The following is a 17,252-nucleotide window of genomic DNA, read 5'->3' as shown; positions in this document are numbered from 1 at the left end:
GAGCTGCGCCAGCCCGAACAGCAGCCGTGCCGTGTCGAGCCGCATCTCGCGCTCGTCGGGGTGGAGGGAGCCCGCCGCGAAGTCCACGATGACCAGTCCGCTCTCGTCACGGCGGACGGCACGCACGTCCAGGGCCCCGTGGCTGATGCCGGCGTCGTGCAGCCGCGCCACGTCCTGCCACAGCTGGACCAGTTCGGGATCGCCCAAACCCTCGACGCCGGCAGGGTCCAGCGAGGCCCCACGACGGCGGGTGGCGAGGATCGCCACCTCGCCGGAGGTGCTGGCGGCCGCCAGCACCTCCGGCACCGGCACGTCCGCGCGGTGGGCGAGCAGGGTCACGAGCGCTTCGTGCTCCGCGGCCTGCAACCGCGAGAAGGTCAGGCTGCCGGCCTCGCCGCGGTAGACCAGCATCCGCCATGCTCGCGCGGCGAGCTGTGAGTCGGCGGCGTCGCGACCGAAGGCCTTGATCTCTACCGGCACCCCGTCGCTCGAGGTGCCGACCATCCGACGCACGCCCCACGACTGGTCCGGGTCGATCTTGAGATCGGTCAGGGTGAAGCCGAGATCCCTCATGGCCTCAGCCACCGACGCCACGGCTGGGTAGCCCCGAGGGGAGCCGAATGCCAACAGGATGACGCCCGCGCTCACCATGCCGATACCGAGCGCACCGATCGACCCGTTGGGCAGGCCGAACCCCAGCACCGGCGCGGCCACGGCGGTCAGAGCGACGAGGACCCACCCCAGCCGGCGGACCGGCCTGGTCAGGTGCGGCGATGCGGCCAGCAGCATCGCCGACACTGCAGCCACACGCAGGACCGGGAACTGCGGCGGCACGGGCCCGGCGGCATACTCCGGAAGGAGCGTCGGCCACAGGAGGCCGAGGGCTGCCATGCACCCCAGGGTGCCCAGTGACGCGACGGCGCCGGCTGCCAGGACGTCCCGTAGTGCAGCCGCGCGGCGGGACGACGCAAGCACGACGACCACGCCGACCGTGTAGACGAGGACCGCTGTGCTGACGAGATGGAGCACCGACGCGATCCACGACGGGAGCGTCATGGGAGTGGATGTCGAGGATGCCTGAGGGCTGTCCTGTCCGTGTGCCCGGACCGCCCAGCCGATGAGCACGGCGCCGACGACGACGGAGGTCAGGTCGCTCGCCCGCCGGACACGCGGCAGATCGTCGACGGCGACGAGATAGTGCGAATGYCGGATCGCCGACAGTCCGCGGAGACCCCGCCCCCCGCCGAGGGCCCTCGTCGACCCCATCACACCCTCCGGAACGGACCGCGTGGACAGAGCGGCAGGACACGCCACGTGGGGCGGCCCGCCACCACAGGCCACCCCACGTCCGACATTGCCGGTCAGCGGCGCTCGCGGCGGTCTTCGCGTCGGTCCTCCCGGCGGTCACCGCGGCGGCGCATACCGTGCGCGACCACGACGGCACCGCCCACGGCGGCCACCGTCCTTCTCCTGCGCCTGGCTGCGAGTGGCATGTCAGGCTCCTTCCTCTTCGTCGGACTCCATGGCGGCGATGATCGCCTGGATGGGGATCCGCCCGGTGGCCACCAGCTGGCCCCCCGCGTGCCTGACGGCTGCGCCGAACGGTGCGGCCCACACGTTCTCCCACACGAGGACGGCAGCAGAGCTCCCCGGCTCGATCGTCTCCATCAGGTCGGCGACGTCCTGCTCACTGAGCAGCATCGCCAACTCCTTTTCGTATGAACGGAGCTCGCCGATCTCACTGTCATCGAGGTCGGAGGCCTCGAAGGCCTCGACGCTTCCGTCCTCGGCCTTCTTGAGGAACAGCAGATCCAGGATCCGGATGAGGTCGCGATCCACGTAGTCCTTGAGGATGGGGGCGACCTCGCCGTTGAGCTTGCTGCCAGCGAACTCCACGACGAGCCAGTCCACCGGACCGAGCTCGTCGACGTTGACCGTCATGTCATCTTCTCCTTGTCGTCGCCTCCAGCTGGTTGCGACAACGCTAGGAGCGGTCCGAGGGCGAGGCATCATCCGCAGGGGATGACCCCGAGATGCGGGACCTTGGGCCCTGCCTTCCGTACGCTGCCGCCCGCGCCATCCAGATGTCCGGAGGCGCCCGGACCACGCTCTCCGGCTCGACCGGCAACCTCGACCTCACGGCCAGCGGCGGGGCGCTTCCCGATCTGGGCGGCCTCCACGCGACGAACGCCACCGTCGACCTCGGCGGTGCTGTCGTGGCCTCGGTCGCCGTGAGCGGATCCCTCAAGGGCTCGGGCTCGGGGGGCGTCGTGCTCACCCTGACGACCCGGCCGGCGAGCTCCCAGGTCGAGACGTCGGGCGGCGCCGTCGTGCGCAACCCGTGACGGCCGCCGCAGGTCGTGCTCGAGGACCTCGTCGCGTCGTCAGCCGGCGCGGTGCACCTCGAGCTCCCCCGCGGCATACCGGCTGCGCAGCACCTTCTTGTCGAACTTGCCAACGCTCGTCTTCGGAACCTCGTCGATGACGGCCCACCGCTCCGGCACCTGCCAGTGGGCCACCCGCCCCTCGAGGAACTCGCGCAGTCCCTCGACCGTCACGCTCGCGTCGGGTCTCAGCACGACCGAGGCGAGCGGGCGCTCTCCCCACTTCTCGTCGGGCACGCCGACGACAGAGGCCTCGAGCACGTCGGGGTGGGCCATGATCGCGTTCTCGAGGTCGACCGAGCTGATCCACTCCCCGCCCGACTTGATGACGTCCTTGGCCCGGTCGGTGAGCTCGAGGTAGCCGTCGGCGGACAGCCGGCCGACGTCGCCGGTGCGGAGCCAGCCGTCGTCGAACTTCGCTGCCATCTCGTCGAGCTCGGTCTGCGCCTCGGTGCCGTTCGAGTAGTAGGCGCCGGTGACCCACGGGCCGCGGACCTCGACCTCTCCGACGCTCTCTCCGTCGGCGGGGACGACACTGCCGTCCGGCCCGACGAGGCGTGCCTCGACACCGCAGAGGAGCCGCCCCTGGGAGGCCTTGTAGCGCCAGAACTGCTCGCTGGCGGGCTCGACGCGTGCCGGCGGGAGCGCCAAGGAGGCGACCGGCGACGTCTCCGTCATCCCCCAGCCGTGGACGATGTCGATGTCGTGGCGGTCGGCGAAGGCCCGGATCAAGGCCGGCGGCGCAGCCGAGCCGCCCACCATGAGCATGCGGCACGTGGACACGTCGCTCTCGTGGTGGTCGTCGAGGTGGTGGAGCAGGTCGTTCCAGATCGTCGGGACCCCGGCGCCCCCGGTCACGCGTTCGGCGGCGATCATGGCCGCCAGCGGCTCGGCCTGCAGGTACCGGTCGGGCATGACGAGGGTTGCCCCCGTCACCATGGCGCTGTACGGGTAGCCCCAGGCGTTGGCGTGGAAGAGCGGCACGACGATGAGGAACCGGTCGGCCTGCGTGATTCCCAGGGTCGAGGAGACGCCCATCGCGTGGAGGTAGTTGCTCCGGTGCGAGTAGACGACACCCTTGGGGTGACCCGTCGTGCCGGAGGTGTAGCACATCGAGGAGGCGTCGTCCTCGGACAGGTCCTCCGGCCAGTCGAAGCTCGTGGGCTGGCCTTCGATGAGCGTGGTGAGGTCGTGCACGGCCTCCACGTGCTGGGCGAGCGCCGCCGTCGTCGCTTCGTCGACGGCGCCGTTGACGATCACGTGCCTGACCTCGGTGAGGTGGGGCAGGAGCCGGGCGAACGRCTCGGCCAGCGTGTTGTCGACGATGACGACCTCGCTGCCGCCGTGCCGGGTCACGTAGACGAGCTGCTCGGGGAAGAGACGGATGTTGAGGGCGTGCAGCACCGCCCCCATCGAGGGCACCGCGAGGTAGGCCATGAGGTGCTCGGCGTTGTTCCACATGAACGTGCCGACCCGCTGGTCACCGGTGATCCCGAGCCCCCGCAGTCCGTGCGCCAGCTGTGCCGCCTGCCGGCCGAGCTCGCGGTAGGTCGTGCGACGGGCGCCGTTCCCTGTCCACGTGACGACCTCGCTGTCGCCGTGCATCGTGGTGCCGAACCGCAGGAGCGAGGAGATGAGCAGGGGGGTCGACTGCATGGTGCTCTTCATGCCCTGAGACTCCCACCAGAGGGCTCGGGCCGCATGCGGTTCGGAGGCGGCCTCGACGACGAGGTCCGGGAGTCCACAGCAGGAGCGGGACCTTCGCCCCTGTGCGTCACCGTCGCAGTGGAGCAGGGTGGATCGTCGAGAAGGGCGTGACCAGCCAGCCGTCCGACGAGGGGACCGAGATGCAACCGATCAAGGACGCCGCAACCGACTTCCTCAGTCACCGCAGGGTCGCCGTCACCGGGGTCTCGCGCGAGGCTGGCTCCCACGGCAGCAATGCCGTCTACCGACGGCTGCGGGACCGCGGCTACGAGGTGTTCGCGGTCAACCCGAACACCGAGCAGGTCGAGGGCGACCCGGCCTACCCGAACCTCACCGCCATTCCGGGAGGTGTGCAAGCAGTCGTCATCGGCACGCGTCCCGACCGTGCCCAGGCCACGCTCGAGGAGTGCGCCGGACTCGGCATCACGCAGGTGTGGATGCATCGCGGCCCGGGTGGCGGCAGTGTCTCGAAGGAGGCCGCGGAATGGGGGCGAGCGCATGGGATCACGGTCATCGCCGGCGGCTGTCCGCTGATGTTCGAACCGACATCCGACGGCGGTCACAAGGTGATGCGGTGGATGTTCAGCCTCACCGGCAACGTGCCGCGCCGGGTCTGATGCTGCTGCCCCCCATAGGGTCGTCGCGTGAGCTCCTTCGTCTATGCAGCAGCCCGAACCCCGTTCGGCAAGTTCAACGGCAGCCTCTCCGGGGTCCGACCCGACGACCTGGCCGCGCACGCCATCTCGGCGCTCCTGTCTCGCGTGCCCGGCCTCGATCCGCAGCGGATCGACGACGTCGTCTGGGGCAACGCCAACGGTGCCGGCGAGGAGAACCGCAACGTCGGACGCATGGCCGCCCTGCTCGCCGGCCTCCCGCTCAGCGTGCCGGGCACGACCGTCAACCGCCTCTGCGGCTCGAGCCTCGATGCTGTCCACGTCGGCTCGCGCGCCATCGAGACCGGGGACGCCGACATCGTGCTGACCGGCGGCGTGGAGTCGATGACGCGCGCGCCCTGGGTGCTGCCCAAGCAGGCCAGGCCCTTTCCCTCCGGTGACGTCACCGCCGTGTCGACGACGCTCGGCTGGCGCCTGGTCAACCCGCGCATGAACCCGGAGTGGACCGTCTCCCTCGGCGAGGCCAACGAGCAGCTCCAGCAGAAGTTCGGGATCTCGCGCGAGCGCCAGGACGAGTTCGCCGCGCGGTCGCACCGGCTCGCGCACCAGGCCTGGGAGGACGGCTTCTACGACGACCTCGTCACGCCCCTCCCCGCCCCCCGCGGCGCCGAGCCGCTGACGAGTGACGAGGGCATCCGGCCCGGCAGCTCGGCGGACAAGCTCGCTACCCTCCAGCCCGTGTTCCGGGGTGACGGCACCATCACGGCCGGCAACGCCTCGCCGCTGAGCGACGGCGCCTCCGCCGTGCTCCTCGGGTCCGAGGCCGCGGCCGACACCATCGGCACGGCGCCACTGGCCCGCATCGCCGGGCGGGCGGCATACGCCCTCGCACCGCAGGACTTCGGGTACGCGCCCGTCGAGGCCGCCAACCTCGCGCTCCGGCGCGCGGGCGTCGGCTGGGAGCAGGTGGGCGCCGTCGAGCTCAACGAGGCGTTTGCCGTCCAGTCACTGGCTTGCCTCGACGCCTGGAAGGTCGATCCCGAGATCGTCAACACGCGCGGCGGCGCCATCGCGATCGGGCACCCCCTCGGCGCCTCGGGTGGCCGCATCGTCGGGACGCTGGCCAAGGTCCTCCGCGAGCGGGACGAGCGGTGGGGCCTCGCCGCGATCTGCATCGGGGTCGGCCAGGGCCTGGCAGTCGTCCTCGAGAACGTCGAGGTGTCCTGACGGTTGCGCGTGGCTCACCCCGCGGGGTCTCGGTGGACGTGGGCCGTGTCCGTGCGGGCACCGCGGTCGAGCAGCTGCGCGAGGTGCACGCCGCGCCGATCCCGCAGATCGGCGATCTGGGTGCGGCAGGAGAACCCGTCGGCGAGCACCACGGCGTCCGGTGCGGCGTCGATCGCGGGAAGCAGGTTCTGGCCGGCGACGGCCACGGAGACGTCGTAGTGACCGAGCTCGACGCCGAAGTTGCCGGCGAGCCCGCAGCAGCCGGCCAGGGTCTGCACCGTCGCACCGGTGTCGGCGAGCAGGTCGGCGTCCGACTTCCACCCCAGGACGGCGTGGTGATGGCAGTGCGGCTGGGCGATGACCTGCGTCCCGGTCAGGTCGGGTCCCGTCCAGCCCGGCGTCTCGGCGAGGAGCTCCGCGAGCGTGCGGACCTGCGACGAGACCACGGCAGCATCCTCGTCATCGGGCAGCAGCTCGTGGACGTCGGAGCGCAGCACTGCGGTGCAGGACGGCTCGATCCCGACGATGGGCACGCCGGCGCGCGCGTCGGCGGCGAGTGCGGCCACGGTGCGGCGAAGGATGCTCTTCGCGGAGTCGAGCTGGCCGGTCGTGATCCACGTGAGGCCGCAGCACACCGAGCCGCTCGGGAGCCGCGGCTCGTACCCCGCGTCGCGCAGCACCCGCACCGTCGCTTCGGCGACCTCGGGCGAGAACGCGTCGGTGAACGAGTCGGCGAACAGCACCACCGGCTTCAGGTCCGACTGCCGCGGTGTGAAGGTCCGGCGGAACGGCCGCCTCGGGAACGACGGGATGGACCGGCGGCGGTCGACGCCGGCGAGCCACAGTGCTGCCGGGCCGACGAAGGGCACCGTGAGCGCCCGGTTGGCCAGGCGCGGCATACGGCCGGCCAGTCGCGACCACATCGGCAGCTTCCCGAGCGAGTAGTGCGAGCGCGGGCGGAGGCGGCGCCGATAGGTCTGGTGCAGCACCTCGGACTTGTAGGTGGCCATGTCGATGCCGGTGGGGCAGTCCGACGCGCACCCCTTGCACGACAGGCACAGGTCCATCGCGTCGTGCACCGACGGGTGCGACCAGGGCAGCTCGCCGCGGACGACGTCCTGCAGCACGCGGGCGCGGCCCCGGGTCGAGTCCTTCTCCTCCCGGGTCGCGAGGTATGAGGGGCACATGACGCCGCCGGCCGCGGAGTTGTCGGCCCTGCACTTGCCGACGCCGGTGCACCGGTGGACGGCCTGGGCGAGGTCTCCGTCGTCGTGCGGGTAAGCCATCGCCAGGTGTCGGACCGGGAAGTGAGCGGCCGGTCGCACGTCCTGGTCCACGGGATCGGGGTCCACGAGCACCCCGGGGTTGAGCAGGTTCTCCGGGTCGAAGGCGTGCTTGATCCCGCCGAACAGGGCGATCGCGTCGGATGAGTACATGTGGGGCAACAGCTCTGACCGGGCCCGACCGTCGCCGTGCTCGCCGGACAGCGAGCCGCCGAATCCACCGACGAGCCGGGCCGATTCGATGAGGAACTCCCGCATGACCTTCGTGCCGTCGGGCTGGTCCAGCGGGAAGTCGAGCCGTACGTGCATGCACCCGTCGCCGAAGTGGCCGAAGGGTGCGGCGGTCATGCCGTAGGAGCTGACGAGCTCGTCGAAGGCTCCGAGGTACTCGCCGAGACGAGCGGGCGGCACGGCCGCGTCCTCCCATCCCGGCCAGGCCGGCTTGCCCGACGGGGCCCGCCCGGCGAGTCCGGCGCCGTCCTCGCGGATGCGCCAGAGACGCGCCTGCACGAGGGGGTCCTCGACGACGACGGCGTCGTCCGCGAGTCCCTCCGCCACCAGGCGCCGGGCGCGTGCGGCGACCTCGCCGAGCTCGTCGCCGGCGAACTCGACGAACAGCCAGGCCCGTCCGCGCGGGAGGGGCGGGATCGCGTCGGGCCCGCGGCGGGCGCGAAGCACGTCGATGAGCCGGGAGTCCAGGCCTTCGCAGGACGTCGGCCCGWGCGCCACGACGGCCGGGGCAGCAAGGCCGGCCGCGACGATGTCGGAGAAGCCGAGGACGGCGACGACACGGACGGGTGCGTCGACGACCAGCCTGACGTTCGCCTGCGTGATGACCCCCAGGGTCCCCTCGGAGCCCACGAGCGCCTGGGTGAGGTCGAACCGCTCGGGCAGCAGGTGGTGCGCCGCGTAGCCCGAGACCTGCCGACCGAACCGGTCGAACTCGGTGCGCCCTGTCGACAGGTGTCGGGCCATCACCGAGCGGACCCCGGAGAGCACGTCGTCGGCACCGCGGGCATACGGCACACCTGACTCGTCGTAGCCGGTGGTCAGCGTCTGCCCGGCCGCGGTGAGCAGCTCGAGGCCGGCCACGTTGTCTGAGGTGCGGCCGTAGGCGAGCGACCGTGACCCGCACGCGTTGTTGCCGATCATCCCCCCGATCGTGCAGCGCGGGTGCGTCGACGGGTCGGGCCCGAAGCGTATGCCGTCTGGTGCGACGGCCCGCTGGAGGACGGCGTGCACGGTTCCCGGCTCGACGACGGCGGTGCGCGCCTCCGGGTCCACCGACAGGACCCGGTTGAGGTGGCGGGAGAAGTCCAGCACGACGCCGCGGCCGACGGCGTTGCCTGCCACGGACGTGCCCGCGCCGCGCGAGGTGACGGGGACCCCGGTCTCGCGCGCGACGGCCAGCGTCGCGGCGACGTCGTCGACGTCGCGCGGCCGCACGACGGCGAGCGGCGGGATGCGGTAGAGCGACGCGGCGGACGCATACATGCTCCGGGTCCCCGCGTCGGCACGGACCTCGAGCCCGGCACGCTCCAGCGCATGCACCACGTCGGTGGAGACCTCGACCATGGGTAACATGTTACCCGTGGTCCGGCTGTCGCTCCCCCACGGCGCACCTTCGCTCGCCGACGCGGTCGTCGAGGCCGTCCGCGCCGGCATCACCGCCGGTGAGCTCGTCCCGGACGAGACGTACTCCGTCTACCAGTTGGCTGACCTGCTCGACGTCTCCCGCAGCCCGGTGCGCGAGGCCCTGCTGCGGCTGGCCGAGGCCGGGCTCGTGCAGATCAACCGCAACCGCGGCTTCCAGGTCGTCGTCCCGCGGGCCCGCGACATCGAGGAGATCATCGACATCCGCCTCGCCCTCGAGCCGGCCGCCGCCCGCCGCGCCGCCGAGCACGCCACGGACGCCGAGCGCGCCGCGATCCGGGCCGCCTTCGACGCGATGGGCGCCGCGGTCGGCGCAGTGGGCGGCGCAGAGGGTGGCCTGACGGGCGACGAGCAGAGGTTCTGGGTCGCTGACCACGACCTGCACGACCGCCTCATGCGGGCCGGAGGCAACCAGCGGGCGGCCGCTGTCATCGACCGGCTCCGCGCCACGACCGCGCTGCTCGGGTCGCCCACCACGACCGCCGGACGGACCCTGTCCGAGATCTGTGCCGAGCACGAGCCGATCGTCACCGCGATCCTCCGCCGCGACGGCGTCGGCGCCGAGCGAGCCATGCGCCGCCACCTCGAGCACACGGGCCGGCTGCTGGCGCGCACGCTCCACCGGGCCCCGGTCGAAGCCCCGCCAGGGACCCCGAGGCGTCTCACGGAACGCCCCGAATCGCGGTCCGACCGCGGGATGGGGCAGCCTGAGAACCCACATCATCATCAGCTCGGCCTTCCGGCCGACGGACCGAGAAGTCCTGTAGGGAGACACGCGTGAAGGTACTGCTGCTCGAGAACATCCACACCGTCGCGGCGGAGACGTTCCGCCGCAACGGTTTCGAGGTCGAGCTCCGTTCGGGATCGCTGAGCGAGGCCGAGCTGGTGGAGGCCTTGCGTGGGGTGTCCGTGCTCGGGATCCGGTCCAACACCAAGGTGACGCGGGGCGTCCTGGATGCGGCCTCCGACCTGCGTGCCGTCGGCTRCTTCTGCATCGGCACGAACCAGGTCGACCTGACTCGCGCGACGGAGCGCGGCGTGGCCGTCTTCAACGCGCCGTTCTCCAACACCCGCAGCGTGGTCGAGCTGGTCCTCGGCGAGGTGCTCGCGCTGGCCCGTCGCCTCCCCGAGAAGACCCAGCGGATGCATGACGGGATCTGGGACAAGTCGGCCAAGGGCAGCTACGAGACTCGCGGTCGCACGCTGGGGATCGTGGGCTACGGCAACATCGGCACCCAGCTGTCCAACGTGGCCGAGGCCATCGGCATGCGTGTCGTCTTCTTCGACACCGCGGACCGCCTCGCGCACGGCAACGCACGCCGCATGGGATCGCTCGACGAGCTGCTCGAGGAGTCCGACGTCGTCAGCCTCCACGTCGACGGCCGGCCGGGGAACGCGGGCCTGTTCGGGCCCGAGCAGTTCAGCAAGATGCGGCCCGGCTCGGTGTTCATCAACGCCTCCCGCGGGATGGTCGTGGACGACCAGGCGCTGCGCGAGCACATCCTCAGCGGGCACCTGTCCGGTGCGGCGATCGACGTCTTCCCCGTCGAGCCGAAAGCCCAGGGCGACCTCTTCGAGTCCCCGCTGCGCGGTCTCGACAACGTGATCCTCACCCCGCACGTGGGCGGCTCGACCGAGGAGGCCCAGGAGGAGATCGGCACGTTCGTGGCGACGAAGCTCAGCGGGTACGTGACGACCGGGGCCACTTCCCTGTCGGTCAACTTCCCCGATGTCGCGCCCGCACCCCGTGACGGGGCCTTCCGCATGGCCCTGCTGCACCGCAACGTGCCGGGGGTGCTCGCGTCCATCAACCGCACGCTGGCCGAGGCCGGCGCCAATGTCGTCGGGCAGTCCCTCGCGACCCGCGGCGAGCACGGCTACGTCGTGACCGACACGGACGTGCCAGTTGCCACCGAGACCCTCGCGTCGCTGCGGCACGTCGCCGAGGCGGTTCACCTGGAGGCGTGGGACAGCGAGCGACAGTGACGAACGGGGAGACCGGAGAGGCGGGCCGAGCCGACCGCGCAGGTGGACGAGCGGGCCGGGAAGGTCATGGCCCACACGTGAGCCGACTCGAACCCCTGGCGCCCTCCCGGCTCGAACCCGAGGCCCGGCGCCTCTATGACGCCATCACTCAGGGCCCCCGTGCCACCGGTCCGCAGCACTTCGCGCTGACCCGCGAGGACGGGAGCTTGAACGGCCCGTTCAACGCCTTCCTCCTGAACCCGGGCCTCGGTGCCGCCCTTCAGGGCGTGGGGGCCGCCCTACGTTACGAAGGCACCCTGTCCGCCCGCTCCCGGGAGATCGCCATCCTCACGGTGGCCGCGGCATGGGACAGCGCCTTCGAGCGCGGGGCGCACGAAGCGGTGGGACGGGCCATCGGCCTGCGCGAGGACGAGATCGACGCCCGGTGCGCAGGCACCGTGCCCGACCTGGCCGACCCGCACGAGGCCGCCTGCGCACGCCTGGCCCACGCCATGACCCGGGGAGACGTGTCGGACGCGCTGTGGCACGCAGACGCCGAGCTCGTCGGCGCGCCAACGGTCTTCGAGATCTCGACGATCGTGGGCTACTACTCCACCGTCGCCCTCCAGATGCGTGTCTTCCGGGTGGGCTGAGCCGCGAGCGCCGCGGACGGGTGCTTCGGTCAGGACCGTCCGCTGGCCGTATGCCAGACCTGTCCATGGCGACACGGGGACGTGGTGACATCCTCAGACGGTGCGTGCCGTACTCATCGATGCCGTTCGAGCCCAGCCGGAGGTCCGGGAGGTGGCCAGACCGACCGCCCCGCCGTCCGGGGTCGTCGTCCAGGTCATGGCCACCGGGATGTGCCGCAGCGACTGGCACGCGTGGGCGGGCCACGACGACATCGCCTTCCCCCACGTCCCCGGCCATGAGCTCGCGGGCGTCGTCTCCGAGGTGGGGCAAGGCGTCGAATGCTGGTCAGTCGGCGACCGGGTGACCGTCCCGTTCGTGTGTGGCTGCGGCCAGTGCGCGTGGTGTCTCGCCGGTGCGGCGCAGGTCTGCCCGGCCCAGCAGCAGCCCGGCTTCACCCACTGGGGATCCTTCGCCGAGCACGTCGCGCTCCACGCCGCTGACACCAACCTGGTGGCGGTCCCGGACGAGGTCGACTTCCCGACCGCGGCCAGCCTCGGGTGCCGCTTCGCCACGGCCTACCGCGCCCTGGTCGGCCGCGCACGGGTCACGGACGGCGAGTGGGTCACCGTCGTCGGCTCGGGCGGCGTCGGACTCAGCGTCGTGATGATCGCCCGAGCACTCGGCGCCCGCGTGGTCGCGGTGGACCGCACCCCCGAGGCTCTCGCTGTCGCAACGGCCCTCGGCGCTGAGCACACCCTGCTTGCGGACGGCGTCGACATCCCGACCGCTGTCGCCGAACTCACCGGCGGCGGGAGCCACGTCGCGGTGGACGCCGTCGGCAGCGAGCAGACCTGCTCCGACTCCATCCTCAGTCTGCGGCGTCGAGGCCGCCAGGTGCAGGTCGGACTGCTGCCGCCCGTGGACGGGCACCCACGCGTGCCCATGGCCCGGGTCATCGCCTGGGAGCTCGACGTCCTCGGCAGCCACGGGATGGCTGCCACCGACTATCCCGGCATGATGCGGCTCATCCAGCAGGGCCTGCTGCAGCCACAGCGGCTGATCGAGCGGACCATCGGACTCGACGAGGCGGCCGCCCTGCTTCCCCGGTTCGACCACTCGACCGTCGCGGGCATGACCATCGTGGACCCGCGCCGCTGACGGGTCTGCGACGGCGCAACCCGTGCCGCGCCTCCCCCACCGGAGGGGGACCCGCGCGTTTCAGAGCAGTTCGGCCAGCAGTCGCGCGGTGAGCGCCGCGCCGTCGGTCTCGACATCTCGGTAGGCCACCTCGTGCTCCAGCTCCTTGACGACTGCGGCGGCGAAGGCCTCGGGGTCCATGGCCGACTCATAAGTCAAGTGCGTCCCCGCGCGGTAGCGCTCGAGTCGGTGGCGAACGTGGAAGTTCTGCTCGAAGTGGTGTCGGAGCGGGACGTAGAGGAACGGCCGCTTCAGTGCGGTCAGCTCCATGCAGGTGGTCAACCCACCTTGCACCACGGCGACATCACAGGCAGCCAGGTGCTGCGCGAGGTCCGGCAGGTAGCCGACGGTCGTGACCCCGGGCCGGGACGGGAAGGCTCGAGAGTCGATCCGGGGGCCGGTGACGGCCACGAACCTGAGCTCGGGCGCCAGCCGCCGGGCGAGCGGTGCCGCGTCGAGCATGCGACGCAGCAGCGAGGCTCCGACTCCGCTTCCCCCGACCGTGACCACACAGATGCGTTCGTCCGGTCGGTATCCCAGACGTGCTCTGATGCCCTCCCGGTCCTCGTACGCGGCAGGGTCGAAGCCACTGATGTAGCCGGCGAAGTCGAAGTTCGCCTCGGTCCACTCGCGGATCCCCGGCAGCCCGGGCCCGAACGTCGCGGGGACGATGTCGTCGGGGGTGCCGACGAAGACTGAGCGATCGCGCAGGGACCGGTAGCGAGCACGCTGCTCGATCATCTCGGCGTTGTGGTCGGCGGCCAGCGCCACCTCGGTCGGACCGCCGTCGGGCATGGGGAGCCAGCCGACGAAGTCGGTGAGCCAGGCGTAGGTGCCACGCTTGCGCTGCGGGTTCTCGTGCAGGAAGTAGTCGACGTCCCAAGCTTCGTCGCCGACGACCAGGTCGAAGTGCTCGGAGTGGGTCAGCTCGTCGAAGACATGGAAGTTGGCGACCATGATCTCGTCCATCCGCCGGATGGCGCGAAAGGCGTGCAGGTCGTGCTCCTCGGACTCCTGCTCGACGTGCCCCGACTCGTTGGCGAGGGCGTAGGACGCCGGGTGGATGCGCTCGCCGGCGACCTCGAGCACGCGGGTGACCGGGTCCTGGGCCAGCCAGGACACCTCGACCTCCGGACGCAACGAGCGCAGCTGCCCAGCGACGGCCAGGTCTCGCATCGCGTGACCCAGACCGATGGGCGAGGAGAGGTAGAGGACCCGGGGCGGTCGCTTCGCGGCGCGCATGCGACTGGCGTCGGGGCGGCGCCGCGACAGCGAGTCCACGAACCGCCTGAGCTCGTGGTTGACCATGACGGGGTCGCGAGCCATGGGCCCGTGCCCGCTCCCCTCGGCCCGGATGAGCGATCCCCCGGTGAGCCGCGCCAGCCGCTCCCCCTCGGCGAACGGCCGGATCTGGTCGTCGGTGCCGTGCAGGACCACCACCGGGCACTGCACCCGGGAGCAGAGCGCGACGAGGTCGGTGGGCACGACGCCGTCCAGCCCCAGCCGACCAGCGGTCGTGTCGACGAGGGTCTGCGGCTCGACGTCCAGCGCCCAGGTGACCGCGTCCTCGATCTGTTTGGTGGAGTGCGGCTCGGAGTACATGCGGGAGAAGAAGAACCGGACGAAGTCCTCGTAGCCGCCCTCGAGCCAGACCTGGCGGTTGTAGCGCCACCACTCGGAGGACCGGTCGGGTGGCGCGGTGAACGCTGCCGCCTTCGCCGCGAGGGCCTCGAGGTCGAACTCGCACGCGGGTGCGATGGCGAAGAGCCCGAGAACGCGTGACGGGTGCTCCGCCGCCAACTCGACCGCCCAGCGTCCACCCGCTGACAGCGACACGACGACGACCCGGTCCACCTCCGCGTCGTCCATGACGGCTATGGCGTCGGCGACGAACTCGCGGTCCTCGTATGCCGCCGCACCCGCGGGCCGACCAGAGGCCCCGCTGCCGCGCCCGTCGAAGGACAGCACCCGGTTCTGGCGGGACAGGTACGGGATCTGGGCCTTCCAGAACCGCGACGGCACGATGGACCAGCTCGGCATCAACAGCACCGTCGGCTGGCCGGTACCGTACGACGACCAGGCCAGGTCGACGTCGCCGCGGTGCGCCATGCCGACCCGCTCGGGCAGGACGGCCCTGCTGGCTGGCTCCGCGGCGTCGCCGTACCGGGCCACCGTGGTCACCTCACTTCCGAACCTCGAGCACGTTGTTGAACGGCGTCTGCGAGACGACCCGGAAGTCGGTGAACCCGGCTGCGGACACGATGTCGCGGATGCGGGCGGGCCCCGCCTGCGTCCCGATCGCCAGGCCGACCTCCTGCGAGAGCGACGACGGGGTGCACAGCAAGGTCGAGAAGCCATAGTAGGCACGGCCGATCGGGTTGAGGTTGTCCTCGACGTGGTCGCCGGCCGCCGGTTCGACGATCATCCAGGTGCCGTCGGGAGCGAGCGCCTCGAAGACCTGTCGGGCCGCTCCCACGGGGTCCCCCATGTCGTGGAGGGCGTCGAAGGTCGTGACGAGGTCGTAGCCGCTGCCGTCGAACGACGTGGCCGGCTCGTCGGTGAAGGTCACCCTGCCGGCGACGCCTGCGTCGGCGGCGCGGCGTCGTGCGACCTCGACGGAGGCGATGTGGCCGTCCGAGCCGATGAAAGAGGAGGCCGGGTAGGCCTGGGCCATGATGACGGTCGAGGCGCCGTGACCGCATCCGATGTCGGCCACCTTCGCCCCACGCTCCAGCTTGGCCACCACGCCATCGAGTGCAGGCAGCCACTCGGCCACCAGGTGTGCGGCATAGGAGGGGCGGAAGAACCGCTCGCAGCCGTCGTGCACGTCGCTGTTGTGCTGTTCCCAGCCGAGGCCGTCCCCGTCCCGCGCGAGCTCGATGACGCGGTCTGCGTCGCGCGTGGTGCCGAAGGCGATCTGGAAGAACCCGGGCAGGAACGCCGGCGAGGACTCGTCGGTCAGCGCCACCGCATGCTCGGGCGGGAGCGTGTAGGTGCTCGTGGTCGGCTCGTAGGAGACGTAGCCGCCGGCCGCCTGGGCGTTGAGCCACTCACGTGCGTAGGCGTTCCCGGTGTCGGTGAGCCGTGCCAGGTCGACCGCCGTCAACGGTCCGTGGTCCGCCAGTGTGCGGTAGTAGCCGAGCTTGTCGCCCATCACGACGAGGGCGCAGTTGAGGGTGGCGCCGACCTCGTCGACGGCACGCAGGACGAACTGCATCAGCTTCGCCTCGTCGATGGTGGGCGGTGGTGAGGTGGCGGTCTGGTCCGCCTTGGGTGAGGTCTCGATGGTGCTCATGGTCGTGTTCCCGTCGCTCGGTTCTGCCGGACCGTCCGGCACCTCGAGCGTCGTCGGCCCGGGGTCCTGCTCGCATCCGGGGACCCCCCTGGTCGTGCCGCACTAGAATCGACGGGTGTTGCTCGGACGGGAGTCGGAGCAGCGTGCAGTCGAGTCACTGGTCGCCGGCGCCCGCGTCGGTCAGGGCGCAGCCCTGGTGGTGTGCGGCGAGCCCGGGATCGGCAAGACGGCGCTGCTCGAACACGTCGTGCAGGTGGCGGAGGCGTCGCAGTTCCGGCTGCTGCGTGCCACCGGCACGGGGACCGAGCGCGACCTGCCCTTCGCCGGCCTGGCGCAGCTCCTGCACCCGGTAGCGGCGAGCCTGGGAGACCTGCCGGCCGCCCAGCTGGCCGCTCTCGAAGTGGCTCTGGCGGTCCGCCCGTCCGCGTCCGCCGACCGGTTCGCCATCTCCGCGAGCTTGCTGGCGCTGCTGGCTCACCTGGCCGAGGACGGGCCCCTCGGGATCGTCATCGACGACGCGCACCTGATGGACCGGCCCTCCGCCGAGGCCATTGCCTTCTCCTGCCGGCGACTGCTCGTCGACTGCGTGTTCGCTGTGGTGACGGTGCGCAGCGGACCCCGCACGGTGTGGGACGAGGCCGGGCTGCCGGGTCTGAGACTGCGTGGCCTGGACGCAGACCCTGCCGGCGCCCTGATTCGATCCGTGCCCGGGCCGCCTCTGAGCGCCACAGCCCTGCATMGCCTCCTCGAGGTCGCAGACGGGAACCCCTTGGCGCTGCGCGAGTTGGCGGCCAGGCCGGACCTGCTCACCGACGCCCAGCCGGGAGTGCCCCCGCCGGTCCCGGACGTCCTGGCTGCGGCCTTCGCCCAACGGGCCCAGGCCCTCGACGACCGGACCCGGGAGGCCCTGGCGCTGTTGGCGGTTGCCGAGGGTGACCTGGCGATCGCCGGCCGAGCAGCGCTGGCGGCGGGCATCGAGCTGACTGCACTGGACCAGGCTGAGGAGGTCGGCCTCATCCGCCGATCCGGATCAGGGACGATGACGTTCGTCCATCCGCTGGCTCGGGCCGGCCTCTACGCGACGGCCTCGCCAGCCGTTCGACGACGGATGCACCGGCTCGTCGCCGAAGCCCTTCCGAGCGGAAAGGCGGACCTGCGCGCGTGGCACCGCGCCGCGTCCGTGGTGGGCGTGGACGAGTCGGTGGCCACCCAGCTCGACGACGTCGGTCGGCGCGCCCGCGAGCGGGCGGCATACGCGGTCGCAGCAACGGCGTACGAACGTGCCGCACGGCTG

14 protein-coding genes are annotated in these 17,252 nt (G+C 71.6%); 8 read left to right on the top strand and 6 right to left on the bottom strand.

What is annotated here, in order from left to right:
* Both AC1DP0_RS05595 and AC1DP0_RS05590 read right to left on the bottom strand, forming a co-directional pair.
* The coding region (locus AC1DP0_RS05595) for a BUD32 family EKC/KEOPS complex subunit (protein WP_478082876.1) at window positions 1-1,266 on the bottom strand (1,266 nt) is incomplete at its 3' end.
* 228 nt (window positions 1,267-1,494) lie between these two features.
* Window positions 1,495-1,941, bottom strand: a complete 447-nt coding sequence (locus tag AC1DP0_RS05590) for a DUF6325 family protein (RefSeq protein ID WP_478082875.1) — start codon at window positions 1,939-1,941, stop codon at window positions 1,495-1,497.
* A gap of 92 nt (window positions 1,942-2,033) precedes the next feature.
* On the opposite strand from AC1DP0_RS05590, the gene AC1DP0_RS05585 reads away from it, so the two are divergent.
* Window positions 2,034-2,345 (top strand): GIN domain-containing protein, encoded by a 312-nt coding sequence (locus tag AC1DP0_RS05585; protein WP_478082874.1) that lies wholly within the window; start codon window positions 2,034-2,036, stop codon window positions 2,343-2,345.
* A gap of 39 nt (window positions 2,346-2,384) precedes the next feature.
* Here the strand turns inward: AC1DP0_RS05585 and AC1DP0_RS05580 are convergent, their stop codons facing one another.
* Window positions 2,385-4,052 (bottom strand): fatty acid--CoA ligase, encoded by a 1,668-nt coding sequence (locus AC1DP0_RS05580; protein ID WP_478082873.1) that lies wholly within the window; start codon window positions 4,050-4,052, stop codon window positions 2,385-2,387.
* A 146-nt stretch (window positions 4,053-4,198) separates the two neighbouring features.
* On the opposite strand from AC1DP0_RS05580, the gene AC1DP0_RS05575 reads away from it, so the two are divergent.
* Both AC1DP0_RS05575 and AC1DP0_RS05570 read left to right on the top strand, forming a co-directional pair.
* Window positions 4,199-4,708: a CoA-binding protein gene (locus AC1DP0_RS05575; protein WP_478082872.1), complete on the top strand. Its 510-nt coding sequence runs from the start codon at window positions 4,199-4,201 to the stop codon at window positions 4,706-4,708.
* A gap of 27 nt (window positions 4,709-4,735) precedes the next feature.
* On the top strand, window positions 4,736-5,932 hold the full coding sequence (locus AC1DP0_RS05570) for a thiolase family protein (RefSeq protein WP_478082871.1): 1,197 nt from the start codon (window positions 4,736-4,738) through the stop codon (window positions 5,930-5,932).
* 14 nt (window positions 5,933-5,946) lie between these two features.
* On the opposite strand, the gene AC1DP0_RS05565 is transcribed toward AC1DP0_RS05570, so the two are convergent.
* Window positions 5,947-8,790 carry an FAD-binding and (Fe-S)-binding domain-containing protein gene (locus AC1DP0_RS05565; protein ID WP_478082870.1) on the bottom strand — a complete coding sequence of 948 codons (2,844 nt, stop codon included), beginning with the start codon at window positions 8,788-8,790 and terminating at the stop codon, window positions 5,947-5,949.
* A gap of 7 nt (window positions 8,791-8,797) precedes the next feature.
* On the opposite strand from AC1DP0_RS05565, the gene AC1DP0_RS05560 reads away from it, so the two are divergent.
* From AC1DP0_RS05560 to AC1DP0_RS05545, 4 genes are all read left to right on the top strand, one after another.
* Window positions 8,798-9,649, top strand: a complete 852-nt coding sequence (locus AC1DP0_RS05560) for a GntR family transcriptional regulator (protein WP_478082869.1) — start codon at window positions 8,798-8,800, stop codon at window positions 9,647-9,649.
* Window positions 9,646-10,854: a phosphoglycerate dehydrogenase gene (serA, locus tag AC1DP0_RS05555; RefSeq protein ID WP_478082868.1), complete on the top strand. Its 1,209-nt coding sequence runs from the start codon at window positions 9,646-9,648 to the stop codon at window positions 10,852-10,854. Before AC1DP0_RS05560 ends, serA begins: the two co-directional genes overlap by 4 nt.
* Before the next feature lie 77 nt (window positions 10,855-10,931).
* Complete coding sequence (locus AC1DP0_RS05550; RefSeq protein WP_478082867.1) at window positions 10,932-11,486, top strand: carboxymuconolactone decarboxylase family protein; 555 nt, start codon at window positions 10,932-10,934, stop codon at window positions 11,484-11,486.
* Between the two features lie 100 nt (window positions 11,487-11,586).
* Window positions 11,587-12,624 carry a zinc-binding dehydrogenase gene (locus AC1DP0_RS05545; protein WP_478082866.1) on the top strand — a complete coding sequence of 346 codons (1,038 nt, stop codon included), beginning with the start codon at window positions 11,587-11,589 and terminating at the stop codon, window positions 12,622-12,624.
* Window positions 12,625-12,684: 60 nt separating this feature from the next.
* Here AC1DP0_RS05545 and AC1DP0_RS05540 read toward each other — a convergent pair whose 3' ends face one another.
* Window positions 12,685-14,835 carry an alpha/beta fold hydrolase gene (locus AC1DP0_RS05540; protein WP_478082865.1) on the bottom strand — a complete coding sequence of 717 codons (2,151 nt, stop codon included), beginning with the start codon at window positions 14,833-14,835 and terminating at the stop codon, window positions 12,685-12,687.
* 10 nt (window positions 14,836-14,845) lie between these two features.
* A complete protein-coding gene (locus AC1DP0_RS05535; protein WP_478082864.1) occupies window positions 14,846-15,958 on the bottom strand; it encodes a class I SAM-dependent methyltransferase in 1,113 nt (370 codons plus the stop codon).
* 115 nt (window positions 15,959-16,073) lie between these two features.
* Here AC1DP0_RS05535 and AC1DP0_RS05530 point away from each other — a divergent pair.
* On the top strand, window positions 16,074-17,252 hold a 1,179-nt coding region (locus tag AC1DP0_RS05530), incomplete at its 3' end, for an AAA family ATPase (protein WP_478082863.1).

Source organism: Terrabacter sp. P5_B1 (assembly GCF_056400505.1).
Note: the sequence above shows the minus strand (reverse complement) of the source record. Positions and strands in the feature narration are given on the sequence as shown.

Excerpts from the sequence above, each read along its gene's own strand:
- AC1DP0_RS05535 (WP_478082864.1), bottom strand. The coding sequence starts at position 15,958 with ATGAGCACCATCGAGACCTCACCCAAGGCGGACCAGACCGCCACCTCA.
- AC1DP0_RS05585 (WP_478082874.1), top strand. The coding sequence starts at position 2,034 with ATGCGGGACCTTGGGCCCTGCCTTCCGTACGCTGCCGCCCGCGCCATC.
- AC1DP0_RS05590 (WP_478082875.1), bottom strand. The coding sequence starts at position 1,941 with ATGACGGTCAACGTCGACGAGCTCGGTCCGGTGGACTGGCTCGTCGTG.
- AC1DP0_RS05560 (WP_478082869.1), top strand. The coding sequence starts at position 8,798 with ATGTTACCCGTGGTCCGGCTGTCGCTCCCCCACGGCGCACCTTCGCTC.